This window comes from Micromonospora sp. NPDC047521 (assembly GCF_055587305.1).
The window spans coordinates 335,752-358,283 of sequence record NZ_JBVJGN010000006.1; the positions used below are offsets into that span (position 1 = coordinate 335,752).

Genomic DNA, 22,532 nt, shown 5'->3' on the forward strand with positions numbered 1-22,532 from the left:
CATGACGCAGTAGAGCTCGCCGGGCGGCGGGATACCTGCAGTGGTCCTGTAGAGCTGCCTCAGATATGGGGCGCGGTGCGGATGGCGTGCGCTGCCCCGTTTGTGGGGCAGCTCTACAGGGAGCGCCGAGGTCCCCCCCGGTTCGTCAGAGCGGTCCGGGAATTCGGACGGCGGTTGTCAGGTATCGCTGACAACCTCGCTGGTATGACCCAACCGCTCACAGGAAAGATCGCGCTCGTCGCCGGCGCCACCCGGGGTGCCGGTCGGCAGATCGCGGTCCAGCTCGGCGCCGCCGGTGCCACCGTGTACGCCACCGGGCGCAGCAGCCGCGCCGGCCGCTCGGAGATGGACCGGCCGGAGACCATCGAGGAGACAGCCGAGCTGGTGACCGCGGCCGGCGGCACCGGCATCGCCGTCCAGGTCGACCACCTGGTGCCCGAGCAGGTCCGCGACCTCGTCGCCCGGATCGACGCCGAGCACTGCCGACTCGACGTGCTGGTGAACGACATCTGGGGCGGCGACCCGCTTGTCACCTGGAACAAACCGCTCTGGGAGCAGCCGCTGGACGCGGGCTTCCGCACCCTGCGGCTGGCCATCGACACGCACATCATCACCAGCCACTTCGCCCTGCCACTGCTGATCCGCCGGCCCGGCGGCCTGCTCGTGGAGATGGGCGACGGCACCAAGGCGTACAACGACGACAACTACCGGCTGTCGGTCTTCTACGACCTGGCCAAGGTCTCGGTCAACCGGCTCGCCTTCAGTCAGGCGCACGAGCTGAAGCCGCACGGCTGCACGGCTGTCGCGCTCACCCCCGGTTGGATCCGCTCCGAGGCGATGCTCGAGCACTTCGGCGTGACCGAAGAGAACTGGCGCGACGGCGCCGCCACCGACCCGAACTTCCTCATCTCGGAGACCCCGGCCTTCGTCGGGCGCGCGGTGGCCGCGCTCGCCGCCGACGAGGAGAAGGCCCGCTGGAACGGCCAGTCGGTCGACGCGGGCACGCTGTCGAAGGTGTACGGGTTCACCGACCTGGACGGCAGCCAGCCGGAGGGCTTCCGGTACATCGTGGAGGTGGTGGACGCCGGCAAACCGGCCGACGTGACCGGCTACCGGTAGAGGGCCCGGGAACGCTCGGCAGCCTCGGCGAACAACCGCCGCAGCTCGGGCGGTTCGAGGACCTCCACCTCGGGGCCGAGCCCCAGCAACTGGTGGTACGCCACCTCGACGGACTCGACGGGCAGCCGGGCCACCACCCAGCCCTGCCCGTCGGGTTCGTCGGCGGCGGCGAGAATCTCGTCGTACACGAAAGGGGCATTGACCAGGTGCCGGAGCTGGCGCAGGCCGGCGGGGCTGAGCCGGACGGTGACCTCGGCCCGCAGCATGGTCCGCAGGAACGAGCCGGCCTGCTCGCGCCAGTGCCCGGCCAGGTCGAAGCCCTCGTCGCGCTCGAAGCGCTCATCGCCCACCTCGACGCCGGTGACCCGGTCGACCCGGTAGGTGCGCGTGTCGTCACCGACCCGGCCGACCAGGTACCAGACGCCGCTCTTGAGGATCAGCCCGTACGGCTGGACCCGGCGGGTCACCTCCCGGTCGCCGCGCCGGTAGCGCACCTCCACCACCCGGTCGGCCCAGACCGCCCGAGCCAGATCGGCCAACCACGGCGGCGGTCCAGTCTCCCGGAACCAGCCCGGCACGTCCAGGTGGAACCGCTGCCCGGCACGGGCCGGGGCGTCCCGCAGGGCCGGCGGCAGCGCGGCGAGCACCTTCAGTTCGGCGGCGGCCACCGCGTCGGCAAGTCCCATGTCGCCGGCCGGGCCGGGCAGGCCCGCGAGGAAGAGTGCCTCCGCCTCGTCCCGGTTCAGCCCGGTCAGCCTGGTCCGGTAACCACCGAGCAGCCGGTACCCGCCAGCGCGGCCCCTGTCGGCATAGACCGGCACGCCTGCGGCGGACAGCGCCAACACGTCCCGGTAGACGGTCCGCTCGGAGACTTCCAGCTCCCGCGCCAACTCGCCCGCGGTCATCGACCCGCGCGCCTGTAGCAGCAGCAACAGCGAGATCAGTCGGGACGCGCGCACCCGTCCATCCTGCCCGGCCCGGCTCAGCGTCCGCCGGGGGTCAGCAGCCCTCTGTCGTACGCGGTGGCCACCGCGGCGGCCCGGTCGTTGACCCCGAGCTTGGCGTACAGGTGCAGCAGGTGCGTCTTGACGGTGGCCTCGCTGATGAACAGTCGAGCCGCCGCCTCCCGATTGGAGGCGCCGCGAGCCACCAGGGTGAGCACCTCCAGCTCACGCTGGCTGAGCGGCTCCTCGGCGGGTGCGCGCAGTCGGCCCATCAGCCGGCCGGCGACGCTCGGCGCGAGCACCGACTCACCCCGGGCGGCGGAGCGTACGGCGCGGACCAGGTCCGCGCGGGGCGTGTCCTTGAGCAGGTAGCCGGTGGCGCCTGCCTCGATGGCAGGCAGCACGTCGGCGTCCGTGTCGTACGTGGTGAGGACCAGCACCCGGGCGGTGCTGCCGGAGCTGGCCAACCGGCCGATGGCGGTCACGCCGTCCATCCCGGGCATCCGCAGGTCCATCAGCACCACGTCAGGTCGGGCGTGCGCGGCCAGCGCGAGGGCTTCGGCACCGTCGCGGGCCTCGCCGACCACCTCGAAGTCGGGGTCGGCGGTGAACATGCCGCGCAGGCCGTCCCGGACCACCGGGTGGTCGTCGACGATCAACAGCCGGATCGGGGCGGTCACCCGGAACCTCCGGGCAGCGCCGGGACGGACGCCGAGACGGCGGTGCCGCTGCCCGGCTCGGACTCGACCGCCAACTCGCCGCCGACCCGGGTCACCCGCTGCCGCATCACGGTCAGACCGTAGCCGCCGCCCGGGTCGCGGGACGCCGGCTGCCCGACGACGTCGAAGCCCGTCCCGTCGTCGCGGACATCGAGGGTGACCACGTCCGTCATGTACGACAGGGTCAGCCCGACCCGTGTCGCGGCGGCGTGCCGGGCCACGTTGGCCAGCGCCTCCTGGGCGGCCCGAAGCAGCGTCACCTCGATCTCCGGGTGCAGGGGACGGGGCGTACCGGTGGTGGCGACCTCGGCCCGCACCCCGTGCAGGGCCGACCAGCGCCCGCCCAGCTCGACGAGGGCGTCCGGGAGCCGGGCGGTCTCCAGCGACTCCGGGCGAACCGCCCGCACCGAGCGGCGGGCCTCCGTGAGGCTCTCCCTGGCCAGCGCGAGCGCGTTGTCGACGTGCCGGCGCCAGTCGGCGGACCGGTCGCGGGTCTGCTCGGCCGCCTCCAGTTGGGTGATGATGCCGGCCAGCCCCTGGGCCAGGGTGTCGTGGATCTCCCGAGCCATCCGTTGGCGCTCGTCCAGCACGCCGGCCTCCCGTGCCTGGGTGAGCAGTTGGGCGTGCAGCCCCTCGTTCTCCCGCATCGTGTCGGCGAGCCGGCGGTTCGTCTCGGCCAGCTCCTCGACCAACTGTTTGCGGTGGGCGTGCTGCCGGCCGGTGATCATGCCGAACCAGGTCAGTCCACCGGCCACGCCCAGGTTGAAGAGCACCAGCACCGACCAGAGCAACCAGTGCGACAGCGAGGTCGGCGGGCCCGCGCTCTGCGAGGTGGCCGTCAGGACGGCCGTGGCCGCCACTCCGACGAACTGCCAACGGCCGGGCAGCAGGGACGCGTGCAGGAAGCCCGCCCAGGAGAAGAAGCCGTACCACGGGCTGTCGAGCACCAGTACGGCGCTGAGCGAGATCAACCCGACGTAGTAGACGGCCATCAACCCGCGCCGAGCCCCCCAGCCGGGGTGCAGATTGATGAACCAGGCGATCCAGGCCGCCGCCGCGGCGGCGACCAACAGGTCGGGGGCGAACGAGATGCCCCCGGGGGCCGGCGCGGCGGCGGTGAGCAGTGCCCCGACGGTCAGCCCGACATACGGCACTGTTCGGTACAGGCCAGCCTCCCGGCTCTTCCAGGCAGCCAGCTGGTCAACCTGGTCAGGGGTGCTGGTCATCGAACCTCGCTCATTCCCAGCGGAACAGTTTCGCCGCGCCGGCACCTGCCGCCACGGCGATCACCGCCATTATCGCCAGGTGCAGCGGCTGCGGCGACGTGCCGGTCCAGGCGTCGAGCAGCGCCTGCACCCCGGGCGGGGTGTAGTCGCCGATCCGCGCCACGGCGTCCGGTAGCAGGAACCGGGGCAGGTAGACCCCGCCGAAGAACATGGTGAGCAGGAACAGTGGCACGGCCAGGGCCTGAGCCGCCTTCGTCGTCCGGGCCACGGCGGCGACCAGCAGGCCGAGCGCCAGCAGCGCCGCCGTGCCGAGGACGAACGCCAGGGCGAAGCCGAGCGGGTGCTGGGGGAGCGGCACCCCGAACGCCAACCGGCCGACGACGATGAGCAGCAGCGCGCTGGCCAGGATCGCGGCCAGGGCCACCACCAGTTGGGCGGCGAGCAGAGCGCCCGGGTGCGCCGGAGTGGTCGCCAGCCGACGCAGCACGCCGCGTTCCCGGTAGGTGGCCAGCGCAATGGGCATCGTGTTCACCCCCACCATGGCCAGGGTGACCACCAACAGCGACGGGGCGAAGTAATTGACGAAGTTCTGCCCGTCGAAGTTCGGATCCGGCTCGCGTAGCGAGGGAATCAACCCGAGCACCACCAGGATCATTGTGGGCAGCCCGACTATGGTGAGCAGCGTCGGCAGGTCCCGCAGGTAGAGCCGCGCCTCGATCCTCAGGATCTGACGGAAGGCGTGCATGCTTTCCTCTCTTCAGTCGACGGGGCGGTGCCCGGTCAGCTCGACGAAGGCGTCGTCGAGGGTGGACTGCTCCAACCGCAGGTCGGCGGCGACGATCTGGTTGCGGGCGAGCACCGAGGTGACGGCGTGCAGCAGGTCACCGGTGCCGGTCACCACCACCTGACTGCCGGTGCGCTGCACGCCGGAGACCTCGGGCAGGTCGGTGAGGAGCCGGTCATCGACCGGGGCGGACGGCCGGAACCGGATCCGCTGCTCGGGAGCCACCGCCGACACCAGGCCCGCCGGGCTGTCCAGGGCGACGACGCGTCCCCGGTCGATCACCGCGACCCGGTCGCAGAGCCGCTCCGCTTCCTCCATGAAGTGGGTGACCAGCACGATCGTCACCCCGCTGTCCCGGACCTGTTCGATGAGCCCCCAGGTGTCCCGGCGTGCCTGCGGGTCCAGCCCGGTGGTCAGCTCGTCGAGGATCGCGATCTCCGGGTTGCCGACCAGGGCCAGCGCGATGGAGAGCCGCTGCTTCTGACCGCCGGAGAGCTTCTTGTACGCGGTGTTCCGCTTCTCGCCGAGGCCCAGCTTGTCGATCAGCGCCGCCGGGTCGGCCGGGTTGCGGTAGAACGAGGCGTACAGCTCCAGCGCCTCCGCCACCCGCAGCCGGTCCGGCAGTTGGCTCTCCTGGAGTTGCACCCCGACCCGCTGCCGGAGCTGCGCCGCGTCCCGGCGGGGGTCGAGCCCGAGGACCGACACCCCGCCCCCGTCGGGGACACGCAGCCCGGCGACACACTCCACGGTGGTGGTCTTGCCGGCGCCGTTCGGGCCCAGGACGCCGAAGATCTCGCCGGCCTCCACAGTGAACGACACGTCCTCCACGGCGACCAGATCGCCGTACCGCTTTCTCAGGTGGGTCACCTCGATGACCGACATCGTGCCGCCCTTCGCCGCTGTCTTCGTACCCCTCAAGGGTTGTCGGGGTGACCCGGCGGCGAATCGACTGGTAGGCGGTGATCCCCGGCGTTCCCGGTGGATCATCCACGTCCGTCAACCGGTTGATGTGGACGCGAAGAGTCGCTGCTAGGGCTCCACCCGGCGGACCGGATCACCGGTCGATAGGCTGCTCGATCGTGGATGTCAGCAGAGTGGCCAGCCCGGTGACCGGGGTCGTCGGACGCTTCTTCGCCGGTGCGGGGTTACTCCTGCGCGGCCTTGGCCTGTACGTCCGCAGCCCGGGGCTGATGCTGCTCGGCATCGTGCCGGCGCTGATCTCCGGTGCGCTCTTCCTGGCCGCGCTGGCCACCCTCGTGTACTTCGTGGACGACCTCGCCGCCCTGGTCACCCCGTTCGCGGACGACTGGTCGACGACCGGCCGCAGCCTGGTCCGGGTGATCGCCGGGCTGGCCTTCCTGGGGCTCGGTGGCCTGCTCGGCGTGCTCACCTTCACGGCCGTGACCCTGGTCATCGGCGACCCGTTCTACGAGAAGATCTCCGAGCGGGTGGAGGAGCGCCTCGGCGGCACCCCCGAGGCGGTGGAGGTGCCCTTCTGGTCGTCGCTGCGCCGCAGCGTCGCCGACTCGGTACGCCTGGTGGCGCTCACCGCGCTCGTCGGCATCCCGCTCTTCCTGGCCGGTTTCATCCCGGTGGTCGGCCAGACGGTCGTACCGGTGATCGGGGCGGCGGTCGGTGGCTGGTTCCTTGCCGTGGAGCTGGTCGGGGCGCCGTTCTACAGGCGGGGGATGCGGCTGCCGCAGCGCCGGACGATCCTCAAGGCGGACCGGCCGGCGGCGCTGGGCTTCGGGGTGGCGGTCTTCCTCTGCTTCCTGATTCCGCTCGGCGCGGTACTGATCATGCCAGCTGCGGTCGCCGGTGCGACCCTGCTGGCCCGCCGGTCGTTGGGCCAGTCGACCGAGGAGCGCTGACATGCAGATCACCCTGGTCGAGGGGGACATCACCACCGAGCGGGTGGACGCGATCGTGAACGCCGCCAACTCGTCCCTGCTCGGCGGTGGCGGGGTCGACGGCGCCATCCACCGGCGTGGTGGACCGGCCATCCTGGCCGAGTGCCGGGCGCTGCGCGCGTCCCACTACGGCAGGGGTCTGCCAACCGGCCAGGCCGTCGCGACCACCGCGGGGGAGCTGCCGGCCCGCTGGGTCATCCACACCGTCGGACCGGTGTGGTCGGCCAGCGAGGACCGGTCGGCGCTGCTGCGCGACTGCTACGCCAACAGCCTGCGGGTGGCCGACGAGCTGGGCGCGGCCAGCGTGGCGTTTCCGCTGATCTCCGCCGGCATCTACGGCTGGCCGGTCGACGATGCGGTCCGTCAGGCCCTGTCGGTGCTGCGGTCGGCTGGGCCCGCCACTGTCGCCGAGGCTCGCCTGGTGCTGTTCGGGGCGGACACCCACGCCACGGCCCGCCGCGTCCTCGACGCCGCCTGATCACTTCGCCTGCGGCAGGCTCTGCCTCATCGCCGACAACAGGGGTGTGAGCCCCGGGAGCCGTTCGCGTGCGTTCCCGCAGGTGCCGTGTGGCGGGGGCGACAGCTGACGACGTCATGTTTGCCGACATGCTGTTGATAACATGTCGACATGATGTCGATAATCCACGAGGGTGGGCGCTGATGTTCCTCGCGATTCGTGAGCTGAACTTCGCCCGGCTGCGGTTCGTTCTGATGGGCGCGGTGATCGCGCTGATCGCCGTGTTGATGGTGATGCTGTCGGGGCTCTCGGTCGGGCTGGTCCGCGACGGCGTCTCCGGGCTGCAGAACCTGCCGGTCACCTCATTTGCCTTCGCCAAGGACGTCCAGCATGACTCCGCCTTCTCCCGGAGCGTGGTGGACCTGTCGGCTGTCGACACGTGGGCTGCCCAACCGGGCGTCGCGGACGCGACTCCGTTCGGCAACACGCTCGTGAACACGCGTACCGACCGTGGGACGGAGGCCGACCTGGCGCTGTTCGGCGTCCAGCCCGACTCGTTCCTCTCGCCCTCGGTCAGCCAGGGTGAGCGGTTGGGCACCGCGGACGGGATCGTGGTGAGTCCCACGGCGCTTGACGCCGGACTCCAGATGGGCGACATCGTCACCATCGACCGGCTCGGCACGCGGCTGCGGGTGGTAGGCGTCACCGAGCAGCAGGACACCTTCGGGCACGTGGACGTGGCGTACGTGCCGTTGGCGGCGTGGCAGGCCATCAAGTCCGGCACCGCTCCCGGCGCCGACCTGCCCGAGCGTGCCGCAACGGAGATCACTGCGGTGGCGGTCCGCGCCGACGACGGGAAGTCCGTCGACCTGGCGGCGGGCGACGCCGCTGCGGGCACCGAGAGTCTGACCCTGAAGGAGTCGTACGGCGCCTCGCCGGGGTACACCGCCGAGACGACGACCCTGCAGCTGATCCAGGGCTTCCTCTACGCGATCTCGGCACTGGTGGCCGGGGCGTTCTTCGCGGTCTGGGCGATCCAGCGCAAGTCCGAGGTGGCAGTTCTGCGGGCGCTGGGCGCCTCGACCGGCTGGGTGTTGCGGGACGCGCTGACGCAGGCGTTCGTGCTGTTGGCCGCTGCGGTCGCCATCGGCGTGGGGATCGGGGTGGCGCTCGGCGCCCTCATCACCGGAAGCGGTGTCCCGTTCGCGTTGAGCATGCCGAGCATCTCCGCCGCCGGGGTCGGACTGGTGGCTCTCGGCCTCCTCGGGGCGGGCGCTGCGGTCATCCGAATCACCTCTGTCGACCCGGCCACCGCTCTGGGAGGAAACCGATGAGCAGCCGCCCCGCCCCGACCGCCTCGACCACACCCGCCGGCGACGCCTCCGAACTGCTCGGGCTGGTGATGCGCGGTGTGTCCCTGCAACACGGCAACGCCGCCGAGACCGTGCAGGCGCTCGACGACGTCGACCTGACGGTGCGACCCGGTGAACTCGCCGCGGTCGTGGGTCCGTCCGGCGCGGGCAAGTCGAGTCTGCTCGCCGTGGCCGGCGGCCTGGCCCGACCCGATCGGGGGACGGTCACCGTGGCCGGTCAGGACATGACCGTGTCGAGTCGTCGCGCGCGGACCACGCTGCGTCGCCAGCATGTGGGATTCGTGTTCCAGTCGGGCAACCTGCTCCCCGCGTTGACCGCCGCCGACCAGTTGCGGCTGCCCCTACGGTTCGGGCCCCGGAAGGAGCGGTCCGACCGTGACCCGCTGAAGTTGCTCGCGGACGTCGGCATGACGGACAAGGCCGACAGGCGCCCGCACCAGCTTTCGGGCGGCGAACGCCAACGCGTCGGTATCGCCCGGGCGCTGGTCACCGATCCCAGTGTGCTGCTGGTGGACGAACCGACGGCGGCGCTGGACCGGGCACGCAGCCACGACATCGTGCAGCTGCTGGCCCGCGAGGCCCGCCAGCGCTCGGTCGCGGTGGTCATGGTCACTCACGACCACGAGGTGCTGCAATATTGTGACACCGTCTACGAGATGGTCGACGGCAAGCTCGCGGCCAGCAGCTGATCACGACGGCAGGGTGCGGGACGGGGCGTAGGACCGGACCGGTCGCGCCGTCCGGAGCGGAAGGGGACGGCGTGCCGAAAATCCAGGCCCCGACCGTCGCCGAGCACCGGGCGGCGCAGCGCGCCGCGCTGCTCGACGCGGCCCGCACCCTGCTGTCGAAACATCCCGAGCAGATCCCCGGCCTGGCCGAGGTGGCCCAGGCCGCCGGTCTGGCCCGATCCAGCGCCTACTCGTACTTCAAGTCCCGTGCCGACATGTTCGACGCCCTCGTCACCGACACGTTCCCCCGCTGGTCGGCGTACGTCGAGAAGCGCATGGACGCCGCCACCACGCCCGGGCAGAAGATCCAGGCGTACGTGGATTCCAACCTGCAACTGGTTGCCCGGGGCGATCACGCGCTGGCGCGGGCGCTCGCCTCGGTCGGCAACAGTGAGACGCTCGCCAGTTCCAGCCGACTCATGCACGACCGCCTGGAAGCCCCGCTTCGCGCGGCGCTCACCGACCACGGCTCCTCCGATCCGGTCCGGATGGCCGAACTGGTCCAGTCCATCGTCTACGCCCTGAGCCGGATGATCGAGGGCGGTCTTCCCCTGCGTACGGCGACACGTCTCGCCCGTGAACTCCTCAGCCCGTACCTCGACCGCGACGAGGGCTGAGGGCCGGCCGCCCGGGTGGCGGACAAGCCAGGGCGGTCAGCTCAGATCGGCGAGGCAGGACCACTGGGTTGCGACGGGCCGGTAGCCCAGCCGTGCGTTGATCGCCAGCATCGCGGCGTTCGCCTCGTCGTTCGACGTGTACGCCACGCGCACGCCGTCGGCGGCGGCCCGGCTGAGCGCGGCGGTCTTGGCCAGTCGGGCCAGTCCCCGTCCCCGGTACGCCGGCACGGTGCCGGTGTAGTCCGACCACATCCGGTCGCCGTCCCGCTTGACCAGGCTGAAGGCGGCCACCGCACCGTCGACCTCGGCGACGCTGCTGGCCGCCATGTCCAGGCCGAGGTTGTCCCAGACGTCGTTCTGCCAGCTCTGGTAGCTGACCGCGTCGACGGGTACGTCGCCCGGTTCGTCGGCTGCCGACGCCACGTCCGCCGCGTAGAGCAGGTGCGTGTCCACTTCGGCGATCGGGCGTAGGCGTACGCCCTCGGGCGGGGTGGGGAACGCGGGTGCCGGGTCCAGGTCGAGTGCGGAGAACCGCATCTCGCGGCTCGATGCGAAACCGTGTTGGCGGGCGAAGGGCAACGAGTCCGGCTGGGCCCAGGCCCGCACCCGCCGTACGCCCAGCGGGGTGAGATGGCCGGTCGCGGCGGCCAGCAGCGCGGTGCCGATGCCGCGACGCCTGTGCTCCGGGTGCACGTGCAGCAGGTTGATGTCGCCGAAGTTCGCCGTCGAGGTCCGTTCGTTGGGCTCGGCGGACACCCAACCGACCACCCGGTCGTCGACCTCGGCCACGAAGGCCGTCCAGCCCGGGGTGGGAGGGGGGTCGGAGAGCATCTTGCGGGTCGACTCGACCCCACGCACCAGGTACGGGTAGACCTCCGCCCGCAGCGCCACCACGGCCGGCGCGTCGTCGGGCTGCGCCACGCGGATCCGCATGTCAGACCCCCGTCCGTACGGCGGCGACAGCCTCGGCCTCGACGAGCTGGTCGCCGTGGCCGGGCACCACCTCCCACGCGGCCACCGGATCCGCCTTGCGGGACGAGGCGTACGTGGAGAGGACGGGGACGTACGGCGAGACGGCGGCATCCGGCATGCCGGCGACGCTAACGGGGATCGACGGGCTGAGCCACGCATTAACGAGCGGGCCGCGCCGGGCCGAACCGCTCAGGCCGAGTCGCGCACGATCAGCTCGGTGGGGAGCATGACGGCCGGTTCGATGGTCTCCCCGGCGGCCAGCCGGAGCAGTTGCCGGGTCATCCGCCGGCCGATCTCGACGATGGGCTGCCGGACGGTGGTAAGCGGCGGTTCGGTGTACGCGGCGGTCTCGATGTCGTCGAAGCCGACCATCGCCACGTCCTCGGGCACGCGGCGGCCGGCCTCGCGCAGTGTGCGCAGGGCGGCGTGCGCCATCAGGTCGGAGGCGGCGAAGACGCCGTCCAGGTCGGGATGCTCGGCGAGCAGTCGCTGCATCGCCGCGCCCCCGGACTCCCTGGTGAAGTCACCGAAGGCGACCAGTTCGGGCAGCCCGGCGGCGGCCACGGCGGTGCGGTAGCCGGTGAGTCGTTCGATGCCGGCGACCATGTCCTGCGGGCCGGCGATCGTGGCGATCCGTCGGCGACCGCTGTCGATCAGGTGCCGGACGGCTGCGGTCACCCCACCGACGTGGTCGACGTCGACGTACGGCACGGGCACGTCGCCGAGCGGTCGGCCACTGCACACCACAGGGATGCCGAGCCGGGCGAGGGTGCCGGGCAACGGGTCGGCGCCGTGCAGCGACGCGAACAGCACCCCGTCCACGTGCCGGCCCGTGGTGTACCGCTCGACCCGCTGGTGCCCGGCCGGTGAGCCGGCGAGCATCAGCACCAGTTGCTTGTCGGCCGCCTCCAGCTCCTGGCTGACGCCGCGGATGATGCCGGGGAAGACCTGGTCGTCGGAGAAGACGCGGGTGGCCGCCTCCGGCATGACCAGGGCGATCGAGTCGGTGCGCTGGGTGACCAGGCTGCGGGCGGCCAGGTTGGGGACGTACCCCAGCTCGGCGACGGCCCGGTTGACGGCCTCGCGGATCGGCTCGGCCACGGTGGTGGAGCCGTTGACCACGCGGGAGACGGTGGCCCGGGAAACCCCTGCCCGTGCCGCCACCGCCTCAAGCGTCGGCCGGTGTGCCGTCGTCATCGTGACCCTCCCCCCGCTCGTCACAGCCCGTTCCGGGAGATCACCTCCTGGTACCAGCGGGCGCTGGCCTTCGGTGTGCGCCGCTGGGTCAGGTAGTCGACGTGCACGATCCCGAACCGCTTGCGGTAACCCTCCGCCCACTCGAAGTTGTCCAGGAATGACCATACGAGATAACCGCGCAGGTCCACGCCCCGGGCGATCGCCTCGTGCGCCGCACGCAGGTGCCCGTCGAGGTAGGCGATCCGGTCGGTGTCGATCACCTGCGCCGGTCCGTCGGGCGAGTCGGCGCCCGGCTTGTCGGGGAACGCCGCGCCGTTCTCGGTGATCAGCAGCGGCACGCCCGGGTAGTCGGCGGCGATCCGCTCCAGCAGCCGGGTCAGGCCGGCCGGCTCGATCATCCACCCCATGTCGGTGAGCGGTCCGGTGGGCGGCAGGAAGTGCACGACACCCTCGGTGCCCGGGTACGCGGCGTTGCCGGCGCCGTCCGGCCGACCTGCCACGTAGCCGGGTGCGTAGTAGTTGATCCCGAGGAGGTCGATCGGGGCGGCGATCAGCTTCTCGTCGCCGTCCCGGATGAACGTCGGCTCGACGATGCGGGCCACGTGCTCGAGGACGTCGTCGGGGTAGCCGCCGGCCAGCAGCGGGTCGAGGAAGATCCGGTTGTGCAGGCCGTCGACCAGGCGGACCGCTGCGGCGTCCACCGCGCTGTCGGGGTCGGCCGGCCGTACGTCGGCCGGGTTGAGGGTGATGCCCACGCTGCGCGCGCCGGCCGCGCGCAGCGCCCGCGCCGCCAGGCCGTGCCCGAGCAGCAGATGGTGTACGGCCGTGAACGCCGCCGCCGGGTCCTGCTCGCCCGGGGCGTGCACGCCGTTGCCGTACCCCAGGTACGCCGAGCACCACGGCTCGTTGAGGGTGGTCCACACGTCCACCCGGTCGCCGAGGCGGGCGTACACGGCTGTGGCGTACGTGGCGAAGTGCTCGGCGGTGTCCCGGTTGGTCCAGCCGCCCCGGTCGCCGAGGGTCTGCGGCAGGTCCCAGTGGTAGAGCGTGACGATCGGGTCGATGCCCTGCTCGAGGAGCGCGTCGGTGAGCCTGTCGTAGAAGTCCAGACCGCGCGGGTTGGCCGGGCCGGTGCCGTCGGGCTGGATCCGGGGCCAGGAGACCGAGAAGCGGTACGCCCGCAGCCCCAGGTCGGCCATCAGTGCCACGTCGTCGGCGTACCGGTGGTAGTGGTCGCAGGCGACGTCGCCGGTGTGGCCCTGGTACACCTTGCCGGGGGTGCGGCTGAAGGTGTCCCAGATGGACGGACCGCGGCCGTCGTCGTGGGCGGCGCCCTCGATCTGGTACGCGGCGGTGGCCGCCCCCCAGAGGAAATGCTCGGGAAAACGGATCTCGTTCACGCCTTGACCGCACCTTCCATGATCCCGCCGATGATCTGACGGCCGAACAGCACGAAGACCAGTAGCAGGGGCAGCGTCGCGATGGCAGTTCCGGTGAACACCTGCGACATGTCCTGGTAGTAGCCGTCCGACAGCGCCCGCAGGGAGAGCTGCACGGTCGGGTTTGCCGGGTCGTTCAGCACAGCGTACGGCCACAGGAAGTCGTTCCAGGTGGTCATGAACGTGAGCAGACCGAGTACTGCGGCGGCCGGGCGCAGTGCGGGAACCACCACGTGCCACCAGATGCGGGCTGTGCCGCAGCCGTCCATCCGGGCGGCCTCGATCAGTTCGTCGCTGATGGCCTGGCCGGCGTACTGCCGCATCATGAACACCCCGAACCCGGTGACCAGCACCGGGACGATCACCGCGGGCAGCCTGTCGTTCCATTGAAGCTTCGTCATGAGCAGGTAGAGCGGGATCACGCCGAGCTGCGTCGGCACCATCATGGTCGCGATGATCACCAGCAGCAGGGCGTTGCGGCCCCGGAACCTCAGCTTGGCGAAGGCGAACCCGGCCAGGCTGGAGAAGAACACCACGGAGACGGTCACTGTGGTCGCGACGATCGCCGAGTTGATCAGGCCGGTCAGGAAGTACGCGTCGGTGTTGTCGAACAGTCGGGCGATGTTCGCGCCCAGGTTGCCGCCGGGGGTGACCGGTGGTGGCAGTTGGCCCATCGCGTCGTTGCTGCGGCTGGCGACGACGAACATCCACCAGATCGGGAAGATCGACAGGACGGCGGCGAACACCAGGGCCAGGTAGGTGAGCGGGCTGGCCCGCCAGAGCCGGCTCATCGGGTGGATCCCTTCCGGGCGCTGGGGCGCGCTCCGCCGCCGAGTCGGCGCAGGATCAGCACGTTGACCGCCGCCACGATCGCGATGAGCGCGAAGAGCAGCCAGGCCACGGCCGAGCCGTACCCGAAGTTGTAGTGCGGGGCGAATGCGTTCTCGAACATGTACATGGTCAGGGTCTGCGACTCGCGTAGTGGTCCGCCGCGGATCGGGTTGGTGCCGGAGTTGAACATCCGGGGTTCGGTGAAGAGCTGCAGGCCGCCGATGGTGGCGATGATGGTGCAGAAGATGATCGTTGGCTTGAGCATGGGCACGGTGACCGACCAGAACTGCCTCGCCCGGCTGGCGCCGTCGATGGCCGCCGCCTCGTACAGGTCGCGGGGGATGGCCTGCATCGCGGCCAGCAGGATCAGCGCGTTGTAGCCGGTCCACCGCCAGTCGACCATGGCGGAGATCGCCACCCAGGAGGCGATCCGGTTGGACTTCCACTCGATCGCGTCCATCCCGACCAGGTCGAGCAGCCAGTTGACCATGCCGAACTCGCGGCCGAAGAGCACCCCGAAGACGATCGCCACGGCGGCCGTGGAGGTGACGTTCGGGACGAGCACGGCCATCCGCCAGCCGGTGCGGGCCCGCAGCCCCCGGTTCAGGAGGTTGGCCAGCCAGAGCGCGGCGAGCAGTTGCGGCACCGTGGAGATCACGAAGATGCCCATCGTGTTGACAAGCGCGTGCCAGAAGTCGGCGTCGGCGAGCAGCCGGGTGTAGTTCTCCGCGCCGACGAACGGGTGGTCGGTGCCGAGCAGGTCCCAGTCGTGCAGCGACACCCAGAAGGTGTACGCCAGCGGGTACGCCCCGAAGACGCCGAAGATCAGGAAGAACGGGGCGATGTACAGGTACGGCGAGAAGCGGGTGTCGAGGCGGCTGAACCGACCCGAGGACTGGCGGTGGTTACCGGTTGCCTGTGTGACCGGCGGACGGGCGTCGAGCTGGACGGCCATGCCCGAGAACTCCTTTCGTCGCGCGGGCGGGACCCGGCTTCCGAGGCCCGCCCGCACGCTCGCTCGGGCTACTTGGCGGCGGCCTTCTTGGCGTTGTTCACCGCGTCCGTCCAGCCCTGGGCGGGGTTACGCTGGCCCAGCTCCACGGTCCGTACGGCGTTCTCCACCTCGGTGCGGACGGCCTGGTTCTTCGGGCCCATGTAGACCGGCTTGAGGCTCTTCGCGCCGCTGCCGAAGATGGAGCCGACGGGCGCGTCGGAGAAGTACGCGTTCTTCGCGCCGGTGATCGCCGGGTCGTCGAGCGCCTGCGGCGAGGAGGGCAGCGGGCCCTTGGCCTTGAACGCGCCGATCTGACCCTTGGCGCTGGTGAGGAACTTGGCCAGCTCGATCGCCTCGGCCTGGTGCTTGCTCTGCTTCGGCACCGCGAGGTGCGAGCCGCCCCAGTTGCCACCGTTGCCGGGCACCCGGGCGATGTCCCACTTGCCGGTGGCGGCCGGGCCGGAGTTCTGCTCGATGACGCCCGTCATCCAGGCCGGGCAGGCGATGGTGGCGAACTTCGACTGCTTGAACGCCGACACCCACTCCTCGGACCAGGAGCCGTACTTGCCGGAGAGGCCCGAGTCGATGATGTCCATAGTGGTGTCGTACGCCTGCCGCACGGCCGGGTTGCTGTCGACGACCAGCTTCTCGCTCGTGTCGTAGTAGCTGTAGCCGCTGCTGTTGCCGGCGGTCTGCAACAGGATGGTGTTGAACGTGTTGGTGGCCGCGTCGAGGAAGGACGCCCCGGTCCTGGCGGCGGCGAACTTCTCGCCGGTGGCGATGTAGTCCTGCCAGGTGGGCCAGAGCTTGGACACCTCGTCCCGCTCGGTGGGCAGGCCGGCCTTGGAGAAGAGGTCCTTGCGGTAGCACATGGCGATGCCACCGACGTCGGTGCCGAGGCCGATGAGCTGCTTGCCGTCGGCGGTCAGGCCGGCGTTCCACTTCCACTCGAGGAAGTTGCCCTTGAGGTCGGCGGCACCGTGGTCCAGCAGGTTGACGAAGTTGCCGGGGTTGGCCTTGTACTCGACGAGCAGGCCCTCCTCGATGGCGACGACGTCGCCGGCGCCACGGCCGGCGGCGAGCCACTGGGTGAGCTTCGGTGAGTACTCGTCGAGGTTGGTGCCGGTGCCCCGCTCGACGATCTTCACGTCGGGGTGCGCTGCCATGTACTCCTGGTAGAGCTGTTCGTAGCCGAACTGGCCGAAGACGTCGACGGTCAGTGTGACCGGCCCGTCTCCGCCCTGCTCGTCTCCGCTGCCGCAGCCGGCGGTGACGAGCAGGGCGGTGGTGGCGGCGAGGGCCACCGCTGCGAGGCGGCGGCGCGGGAAGACTGCCATGGGGTTCGGACCCCTCTCAAGGTGATCGATGGCGGTATAGGTGAGAGAGCGCTCTCAGAGGAGGGTGATGGCTAGGTCCGAAGCTTGTCAAGAGAGCGCTCTCTCGAAGTTTCGGGAGAGCCCGGAACGCGAACGCGGGCGTCACCCCAAGAGGTGACGCCCGCGCCGTGGCGGTCCGGTCAGTCGGTACGCAGACCGTCGAGCAGCGTGCGGTCCCCGGTGACGTCCAACGTCTCGAAGCTCACCCGACCCCAGAGCGCCAGCAGGAGGTCGCTCGCGGTGCCGGTGACCTGCGCCCGGGCGTGATGGTCGTCGTGGTCGAAGATGGTCGCCGTGTCCAGCAGGGCCACCCCCTGGCCGCGCAGCCGCAGATACCACTCCTGGGCCGCGTCCGTCGCCGCGAGCTGCACCACGCCGTGCCAGTCGCCAGGCACCTGCCGCCGGCCCGCCGGCAGCCAGGTGTCAAGCACCTCGCTCACCCCGTCCGCCGCGAGCTTCGCCTCCACCGGCTCACCGGCGGCGATGGCGAGCTGCGCGTCCCAGCGGTGCACAGCCGTCTCGTGCGCCATCCGGCGCGGCCAGAAACCCGCCCGCTTCGGCTGCGGGGCCCAGTTCCACACCGGCGCCTCCGGGTCGAGACCGTCGAAGACGGTCATCACCTTCTCGTAGCCCTGCTGCCAGAACTGCAACGGGCTCACACCGGGCGCCAACTCGACAGGTTCCCGGCGGGGCGGAGCGCTCGTCACACCGGAACCGGCGAACGAAGAAACCCAATGGTAGATACCGGCGAGGTGCAAGGTGAGATCGTTGACCGTCCAGCCCGGACAGGACAGCACCGGTGTCTCCGGCGGCGCCTCGGCCACCGCCGCGGCGAAGGCGGGCCCCTCCGCCCGGAGCGCACCGATCCAGAAATCCTTGCTGCCCTGCAGTCTGCTCATCGCCATCCTCCCGGGGGTGCCGGGCGACCAGTGGGTGCCACGGCTACTCCTCAGCCTAAGGTGAAAGACGTGTCAGACGCCTACGCCCAGCCGACAACCGAAGCCGATCGTGCCATCCCTGGTCCACTGGCCAGCTACACCACGCTGCGGATGGGTGGGCCGGCCGGGCGGATCGTGACCGCGACCAGCGCCGACGAGATCGTCCGGGCCGTCCGGGCCGCCGAGGAACCGATCCTCGTCCTGGCCGGCGGCAGCAACGTGGTGATCAGCGACACAGGCTTCCCCGGCACCGTCGTGCTGGTGCGCTCCCGGGGCCTGCGGGTCGTCGCCGAGGACGCCGGGTCGGTCACCGTACGCGTCGAGGCCGGCGAACCGTGGGACGACCTGGTCGCCGCCACGGTCGCCAACGGCTGGGCCGGCCTGGAATGCCTCTCCGGCGTCCCCGGCTCGACAGGCGCGACCCCGATCCAGAACGTCGGCGCGTACGGCCAGGAGGTCGCCGAGACGATCACCGGTGTCGAGGTGTACGACAGGGCCGAGGACACCCGCTACCTCATCCCCGCCGCCGACTGCGGATTCGCCTACCGGGGCAGCATCTTCAAGTACCGGGACCGCTGGGTGGTCCTCTCCGTCGACTTCCGGCTCACCAGGTCCCCGCTCTCCGGCCCGGTGCGGTACGCCGAACTGGCCCGGGCGCTCGGCGTCGAGGTCGGCGACCGGGTGGCGCTTGCCGACGCCCGCGCGGCCGTGCTGCGCCTGCGCGCCGGCAAGGGCATGGTGCTCGACGCCGCCGACCCGGACACCCGCTCGGTCGGCTCCTTCTTCACCAACCCGGTGCTCGACCCGGCGACGTACGAGTCGCTGCGGGAACGCGCCGCCGACCTGGGCGACCCGCCGAACTGGCCGGGCGTCGACGGCATGGTCAAGGTGAGCGCCGCCTGGTTGATCGACAAGGCCGGCTTCGCGAAGGGGCACCCCGGCCCGGACGGCGTGGCCATCTCCGGCAAACACACCCTCGCCCTCACCAACCACAGCGGCACCGCCAGCACCGCTGACCTGCTCACCCTGGCCGCCACCATCCGCGACGAGGTGTACGCCCGCTTCGGCGTGACCCTCCACCCCGAACCAGTCCTCATCAACTGCACCCTCTGACCGACCCCGCCCGCCGGGGCCGGTTAGGGGAGGGGCCAGGGGAGGGTCAGCTCGCCTTGACGCCAGCGGGCGGGGGTGTGCAGGACGGGCCAGCCGGTGTTCTTCAGGTGGGTCACCGCCCGCATCCAGCGTTGGCGGGGGCCGAAGGTGGCGTAGGGGGCGGCGGTCTGCCAGGCGTCGTCCAGGGCCCGGATCAGGTCGTGGACCGGTTCGCCTGGGACGTTGCGGTGGATCAGCGCCTTGGGTAGCCGCTCGGCCAGCTCGGCGGGGCTGCCCAGCGTGGTGAGCTTCGCGGCCACTGTCAGCGTCCGGGGGCCGTCCGCGTCGATCAGCAGCCAGCTGGCGAGTCGGCCCAGCTCGTCGCAGGTCCCCTCGACGAGCGCCCCGCCGGGGGCGAGCGCGGCGGTCATCGTCCACCAGGCCTCGGTCACGTCGGTCTCGTCGTACTGGCGCAGGACGTTGAACGCGCGGACCAGCACCGGCCGGAGCCCGGCCAGTTCGAACCCACCGCGGGTGAAGGTCAGCCCGGGTGGGTCGGCGGCCGGCGCGGCGGCGGCCACCCGGGCCGGGTCGATCTCCAGCCCGACCAGGCGTACGTCGGGACGTACCGCCGCGGCCAGCCGGGCCCGCAGCTCCACGGCGGTGACCGGGGTGGCGCCGTAGCCGAGGTCGACCACAAGCGGATCGGCGGCATCCCGCAGCAGGTCGGCGCAGGTCGCGACGATCCAGTTGTCCACTCTGCGGAGCCGGTTCGGGTTTGTCGTCCCCCGGGTGACCACTCCGAGCGGTCGGCGTCGCGCCGCCGGGCTCATCCCATGCCGACCCGGTGCACCTTGTGCTGGGCCGCCTGCGCCCGTGGCCGGACCACAAGCCGGTCCACGTTGACGTGCTGCGGGCGGGTGGCGCACCAGGCGATGCAGTCCGCCACGTCGTCGGCGACGAGCGGGTCGGGCACTCCGGCGTAGACCGCGGCGGCCCGGTCGGCGTCCCCGTCGAAGCGGACCAGCCCGAATTCGTCGGTCTTCACCATGCCCGGGTCGATCTCGACGACCCGCAACGGTCGGCCGCACAACTCCAGCCGGAGCGTGCCCGCGATGGCCGTCTGCGCGTGCTTCGCGGCCGTGTAGCCGCCTCCGCCCTCGTAGACGGTCAGGCCTGCGGTGGAGGAGACCACCACGATGGTGCCGCCGCCGGACGCCTCCAGCGCCGGAAGCAGCGCCTGGGTGACCCGGAGGGTGCCGAGCACGTTCACGTCGTACATCCACTGCCAGTCGCCGATCGAGCCGGACTCCACCGGGTCCAGCCCGCGCGCGCCGCCCGCGTTGTTGACCAGCAGGGTGACCGGGCCGGGCGCCTGCGCGGCGGCCTCAGCCAGCCCGGCGACCGACTCGTCCGAGGTGACGTCGCAGGTCACCGCGGTGGCCTGCCCGCCGGCGGCGGTGATCTCGGTGACGAGGTCGGCGAGCCGGTCGGCGCGGCGGGCGGCGGCGAGTACGTGGAAACCCTCGGCGGCCAGGCGACGGGCGGTGGCCGCGCCGATCCCGCTGGACGCTCCGGTGACGATGGCGACAGAGGTCATCGGGCCATTGTCACAGCGGCCGCGCGGCCGCCTCCGACCGGGCGTGGCGCGCATCGACGGGCGCCCGGTGATGAGGTCCGTCACCCCGGGCGGGCGCGCTGGCGCATTTCCGTAGCCCGATGGGGAAGATGACATCCGGCGTACAGGTTGACCGAGAAGCGCCGGTCGTGCGGGACGGCATCAACCGTGACTAAGGAGCGGACGTGGCGGAAATGCACACCGGCGTCGGTCGTCAGCGAGGTGCCCGACCGTGGCCCCGGCCCCGCCGGATCGCCACCCTGTCGGTGCACACGTCACCGCTGCACCAACCCGGCACGGGTGATGCCGGCGGGATGAACGTCTACATCCTGGAGGTCGCCCGGCGGCTGGCCGAGGCCAACGTCGAGGTGGAGATCTTCACCCGGGCCACCTCCGGCGATCTGCCTCCGGTGGTCGAGATGGCCCCCGGCGTGCAGGTCCGGCACATCACCTCCGGCCCGCTGGAGGGGCTGACCAAGGAGGAGCTGCCCGGCCAGCTCTGCGCCTTCACGGCAGGGGTGCTGCGGGCCGAGGCGTCCCGCCCGCCCGGTCACTATGACCTGATCCACTCCCACTACTGGCTCTCCGGCCAGGTCGGCTGGCTGGCCAAGGAGCGCTGGGGGGTGCCGCTGGTGCACACCGCGCACACCCTGGCGAAGGTCAAGAACGCCCAGCTCGCGGCCGACGACAGGCCGGAGCCGAAGGCCCGGGTGATCGGCGAGGAGCAGGTGGTGGCGGAGGCGGACCGGCTGGTCGCCAACACCCGCGTGGAGGCCGGCGACCTTGTCGATCGGTACGACGCCGACCCGGCCCGCGTGAGTGTGGTGCAGCCGGGCGTCGACCTGGACCGGTTCCGGCCCGCGCCGGGCGAGCGGTCCGCTGCCACCCGCGACGCGCGTCGCCGGCTGGGCCTGCCGGTCGAGGGGTACGTGGTCGCCTTCGTCGGTCGGATCCAGCCGCTCAAGGCTCCCGACGTGCTGATCCGGGCGGTGGCCGCGCTGCGACGGCGCGATCCGGCCCTGGCCGGCCAGGTGACAGTGGTGATCTGCGGTGGTCCCAGTGGCAGCGGCCTGGACCGGCCGACCGCGCTTATCGAGCTGGCCGCCACGCTCGGGGTGGCCGACCGGGTGCGGTTCCTGCCGCCGCGTACCGGGGACGACCTGCCGGCGCTCTACCGGGCCGCCGACGTGGTCGCGGTGCCGTCGCACAACGAATCGTTCGGGCTGGTGGCCTTGGAGGCGCAGGCCTGCGGTACGCCGGTGCTGGCGGCCGCCGTGGGCGGGCTGGTCACCGCCGTACGCGACCAGGTGAGCGGGGTGCTTATCGACGGGCACGACCCGGTCGAGTGGGCGCTCGCGTTGGGCCGTCTGCTGCCCGACCCGGCCCGCCGCGCCGCGCTGGCCCGGGGCGCCGAGCAGCACGCCCGGCACTTCTCCTGGGAACGGACGGTCGCCGGCCTGCTCGACGTGTACGGCGAGGCGATCGCCGCGCACCGCACCCGCCTCGCCGCCGACCTGGTGGCCGATCCGGCGCTCTCCTGCTCCTGGTGACCGGTGCCGCCGGTCGTCGCCGGGTGGGGTGACCGCGTCGGTCGTAGAGTGGGTCCGGTGAGCCCGAAGAGCGATCTTGCGAGTCTTATCGAGTCGGTCTGCGCCGAGCGGGATCTGGCCTGGGAGTCGACAGGCCCCGGCTCGTACGCCGTTACCCTGCCGGGCACCCACAAGCTCAAGACGATCTGCAACCTGATCGTGGGTGAGCACGCGCTGCGGGTCGAGGCGTTCGTGATGCGCCAGCCGGACGAGCGACGCGAGGAGCTGTGGGCCTGGCTGTTGCAGCGCAACGCCCGGATGTACGGCGTCTCGTTCTCCACCGACGCGGTGGGCGACGTGTACCTGACCGGGCGGGTCAATCCGGCCGGGGTGGACGCCGACGAGCTGGACAGGCTGCTCGGGGCGGTGCTCACGTACGCCGACGAGTCGTTCGACACCATGCTGGAGATCGGCTTCGGCAGCTCCATCAGGCGCGAGTACGAGTGGCGGGTCAAGCGCGGCGAGTCGACCGCGAATCTGGCCGCGTTCGCCCATCTCTTCGAGCCCTCCGGGTCCGGTCCCGACCCGACCTGACGCATCAGGCCCGCGGCCTGTGGTTCGGAGTGCTCCTGACGGGTATGCCGCACCGCGCGGTGCGGCAGGGACCCC

24 protein-coding genes are annotated in these 22,532 nt (G+C 71.5%); 9 read left to right on the forward strand and 15 right to left on the reverse strand.

Annotated elements, in window-relative coordinates; all coding sequences use genetic code 11:
* Nucleotides 1–204 precede the first annotated feature (204 nt).
* Complete coding sequence (locus tag ACZ6N8_RS16605) at nt 205–1,119, forward strand: SDR family oxidoreductase (protein WP_466010768.1); 915 nt, start codon at nt 205–207, stop codon at nt 1,117–1,119.
* Here ACZ6N8_RS16605 and ACZ6N8_RS16610 read toward each other — a convergent pair.
* The 5 genes from ACZ6N8_RS16610 to ACZ6N8_RS16630 are packed head-to-tail and all read right to left on the reverse strand — an operon-like array spanning nt 1,110 to nt 5,674.
* Nucleotides 1,110–2,078: a helix-turn-helix transcriptional regulator gene (locus ACZ6N8_RS16610; protein WP_466010770.1), complete on the reverse strand. Its 969-nt coding sequence runs from the start codon at nt 2,076–2,078 to the stop codon at nt 1,110–1,112. The genes ACZ6N8_RS16605 and ACZ6N8_RS16610 overlap by 10 nt on opposite strands.
* Before the next feature lie 23 nt (nt 2,079–2,101).
* A complete protein-coding gene (locus ACZ6N8_RS16615) occupies nt 2,102–2,743 on the reverse strand; it encodes a response regulator (protein WP_466010772.1) in 642 nt (213 codons plus the stop codon).
* Nucleotides 2,740–4,008: a sensor histidine kinase gene (locus tag ACZ6N8_RS16620; protein ID WP_466010774.1), complete on the reverse strand. Its 1,269-nt coding sequence runs from the start codon at nt 4,006–4,008 to the stop codon at nt 2,740–2,742. The genes ACZ6N8_RS16615 and ACZ6N8_RS16620 overlap by 4 nt, the downstream gene beginning before the upstream one ends.
* Nucleotides 4,009–4,018: 10 nt before the next feature.
* Nucleotides 4,019–4,753: an ABC transporter permease gene (locus tag ACZ6N8_RS16625; protein ID WP_466010775.1), complete on the reverse strand. Its 735-nt coding sequence runs from the start codon at nt 4,751–4,753 to the stop codon at nt 4,019–4,021.
* A 12-nt stretch (nt 4,754–4,765) separates the two neighbouring features.
* Nucleotides 4,766–5,674 carry an ABC transporter ATP-binding protein gene (locus ACZ6N8_RS16630; RefSeq protein WP_466010777.1) on the reverse strand — a complete coding sequence of 303 codons (909 nt, stop codon included), beginning with the start codon at nt 5,672–5,674 and terminating at the stop codon, nt 4,766–4,768.
* A gap of 197 nt (nt 5,675–5,871) precedes the next feature.
* Between ACZ6N8_RS16630 and ACZ6N8_RS16635 the strand changes: the two genes are divergently transcribed.
* From ACZ6N8_RS16635 to ACZ6N8_RS16655, 5 genes are all read left to right on the forward strand, one after another.
* Nucleotides 5,872–6,663 (forward strand): EI24 domain-containing protein, encoded by a 792-nt coding sequence (locus ACZ6N8_RS16635; protein WP_466010779.1) that lies wholly within the window; start codon nt 5,872–5,874, stop codon nt 6,661–6,663.
* 1 nt (nt 6,664) lies between these two features.
* Nucleotides 6,665–7,180 carry an O-acetyl-ADP-ribose deacetylase gene (locus tag ACZ6N8_RS16640; protein ID WP_364372974.1) on the forward strand — a complete coding sequence of 172 codons (516 nt, stop codon included), beginning with the start codon at nt 6,665–6,667 and terminating at the stop codon, nt 7,178–7,180.
* A 182-nt stretch (nt 7,181–7,362) separates the two neighbouring features.
* Nucleotides 7,363–8,493 (forward strand): FtsX-like permease family protein, encoded by a 1,131-nt coding sequence (locus tag ACZ6N8_RS16645; protein WP_466010781.1) that lies wholly within the window; start codon nt 7,363–7,365, stop codon nt 8,491–8,493.
* Nucleotides 8,490–9,221, forward strand: a complete 732-nt coding sequence (locus ACZ6N8_RS16650; protein ID WP_466010783.1) for an ABC transporter ATP-binding protein — start codon at nt 8,490–8,492, stop codon at nt 9,219–9,221. The genes ACZ6N8_RS16645 and ACZ6N8_RS16650 overlap by 4 nt, the downstream gene beginning before the upstream one ends.
* Nucleotides 9,222–9,292: 71 nt before the next feature.
* On the forward strand, nt 9,293–9,877 hold the full coding sequence (locus tag ACZ6N8_RS16655) for a TetR/AcrR family transcriptional regulator (RefSeq protein ID WP_466010785.1): 585 nt from the start codon (nt 9,293–9,295) through the stop codon (nt 9,875–9,877).
* Between the two features lie 36 nt (nt 9,878–9,913).
* On the opposite strand, the gene ACZ6N8_RS16660 is transcribed toward ACZ6N8_RS16655, so the two are convergent.
* From ACZ6N8_RS16660 to ACZ6N8_RS16695, 8 genes are all read right to left on the reverse strand, one after another.
* Entirely contained in the window at nt 9,914–10,810 is an 897-nt protein-coding gene (locus ACZ6N8_RS16660; protein WP_466010787.1) for a GNAT family N-acetyltransferase, read from the reverse strand.
* A 1-nt stretch (nt 10,811) separates the two neighbouring features.
* Entirely contained in the window at nt 10,812–10,967 is a 156-nt protein-coding gene (locus ACZ6N8_RS16665) for a hypothetical protein (RefSeq protein WP_466010789.1), read from the reverse strand.
* A 71-nt stretch (nt 10,968–11,038) separates the two neighbouring features.
* Nucleotides 11,039–12,046 (reverse strand): LacI family DNA-binding transcriptional regulator, encoded by a 1,008-nt coding sequence (locus tag ACZ6N8_RS16670; RefSeq protein WP_466010791.1) that lies wholly within the window; start codon nt 12,044–12,046, stop codon nt 11,039–11,041.
* 20 nt (nt 12,047–12,066) lie between these two features.
* Nucleotides 12,067–13,446, reverse strand: a complete 1,380-nt coding sequence (locus ACZ6N8_RS16675; protein ID WP_466010793.1) for a GH1 family beta-glucosidase — start codon at nt 13,444–13,446, stop codon at nt 12,067–12,069.
* Entirely contained in the window at nt 13,443–14,276 is an 834-nt protein-coding gene (locus ACZ6N8_RS16680) for a carbohydrate ABC transporter permease (protein WP_357993537.1), read from the reverse strand. Before ACZ6N8_RS16680 ends, ACZ6N8_RS16675 begins: the two co-directional genes overlap by 4 nt.
* Nucleotides 14,273–15,271, reverse strand: a complete 999-nt coding sequence (locus ACZ6N8_RS16685) for a carbohydrate ABC transporter permease (RefSeq protein WP_466010795.1) — start codon at nt 15,269–15,271, stop codon at nt 14,273–14,275. The genes ACZ6N8_RS16680 and ACZ6N8_RS16685 overlap by 4 nt, the downstream gene beginning before the upstream one ends.
* A gap of 68 nt (nt 15,272–15,339) precedes the next feature.
* On the reverse strand, nt 15,340–16,647 hold the full coding sequence (locus ACZ6N8_RS16690) for an ABC transporter substrate-binding protein (protein WP_466010797.1): 1,308 nt from the start codon (nt 16,645–16,647) through the stop codon (nt 15,340–15,342).
* A gap of 179 nt (nt 16,648–16,826) precedes the next feature.
* Nucleotides 16,827–17,585, reverse strand: a complete 759-nt coding sequence (locus ACZ6N8_RS16695) for a maleylpyruvate isomerase family mycothiol-dependent enzyme (RefSeq protein ID WP_466010798.1) — start codon at nt 17,583–17,585, stop codon at nt 16,827–16,829.
* Between the two features lie 69 nt (nt 17,586–17,654).
* Between ACZ6N8_RS16695 and ACZ6N8_RS16700 the strand changes: the two genes are divergently transcribed.
* Nucleotides 17,655–18,737: a UDP-N-acetylmuramate dehydrogenase gene (locus tag ACZ6N8_RS16700; protein ID WP_466010799.1), complete on the forward strand. Its 1,083-nt coding sequence runs from the start codon at nt 17,655–17,657 to the stop codon at nt 18,735–18,737.
* Nucleotides 18,738–18,760: 23 nt separating this feature from the next.
* Here the strand turns inward: ACZ6N8_RS16700 and ACZ6N8_RS16705 are convergent, their stop codons facing one another.
* The gene (locus ACZ6N8_RS16705) at nt 18,761–19,549 is read right to left on the reverse strand and encodes a class I SAM-dependent methyltransferase (protein WP_466010801.1); all 789 of its coding nucleotides are present in this window, start codon (nt 19,547–19,549) and stop codon (nt 18,761–18,763) included.
* Complete coding sequence (locus ACZ6N8_RS16710; RefSeq protein WP_466010803.1) at nt 19,546–20,316, reverse strand: SDR family oxidoreductase; 771 nt, start codon at nt 20,314–20,316, stop codon at nt 19,546–19,548. Before ACZ6N8_RS16710 ends, ACZ6N8_RS16705 begins: the two co-directional genes overlap by 4 nt.
* Before the next feature lie 203 nt (nt 20,317–20,519).
* On the opposite strand from ACZ6N8_RS16710, the gene mshA reads away from it, so the two are divergent.
* Entirely contained in the window at nt 20,520–21,884 is a 1,365-nt protein-coding gene (gene mshA / locus ACZ6N8_RS16715) for a D-inositol-3-phosphate glycosyltransferase (protein WP_466010805.1), read from the forward strand.
* Nucleotides 21,885–21,941: 57 nt separating this feature from the next.
* Complete coding sequence (locus tag ACZ6N8_RS16720; RefSeq protein ID WP_139587913.1) at nt 21,942–22,457, forward strand: type III secretion system chaperone family protein; 516 nt, start codon at nt 21,942–21,944, stop codon at nt 22,455–22,457.
* The last annotated feature ends 75 nt before the right edge of the window (nt 22,458–22,532 follow it).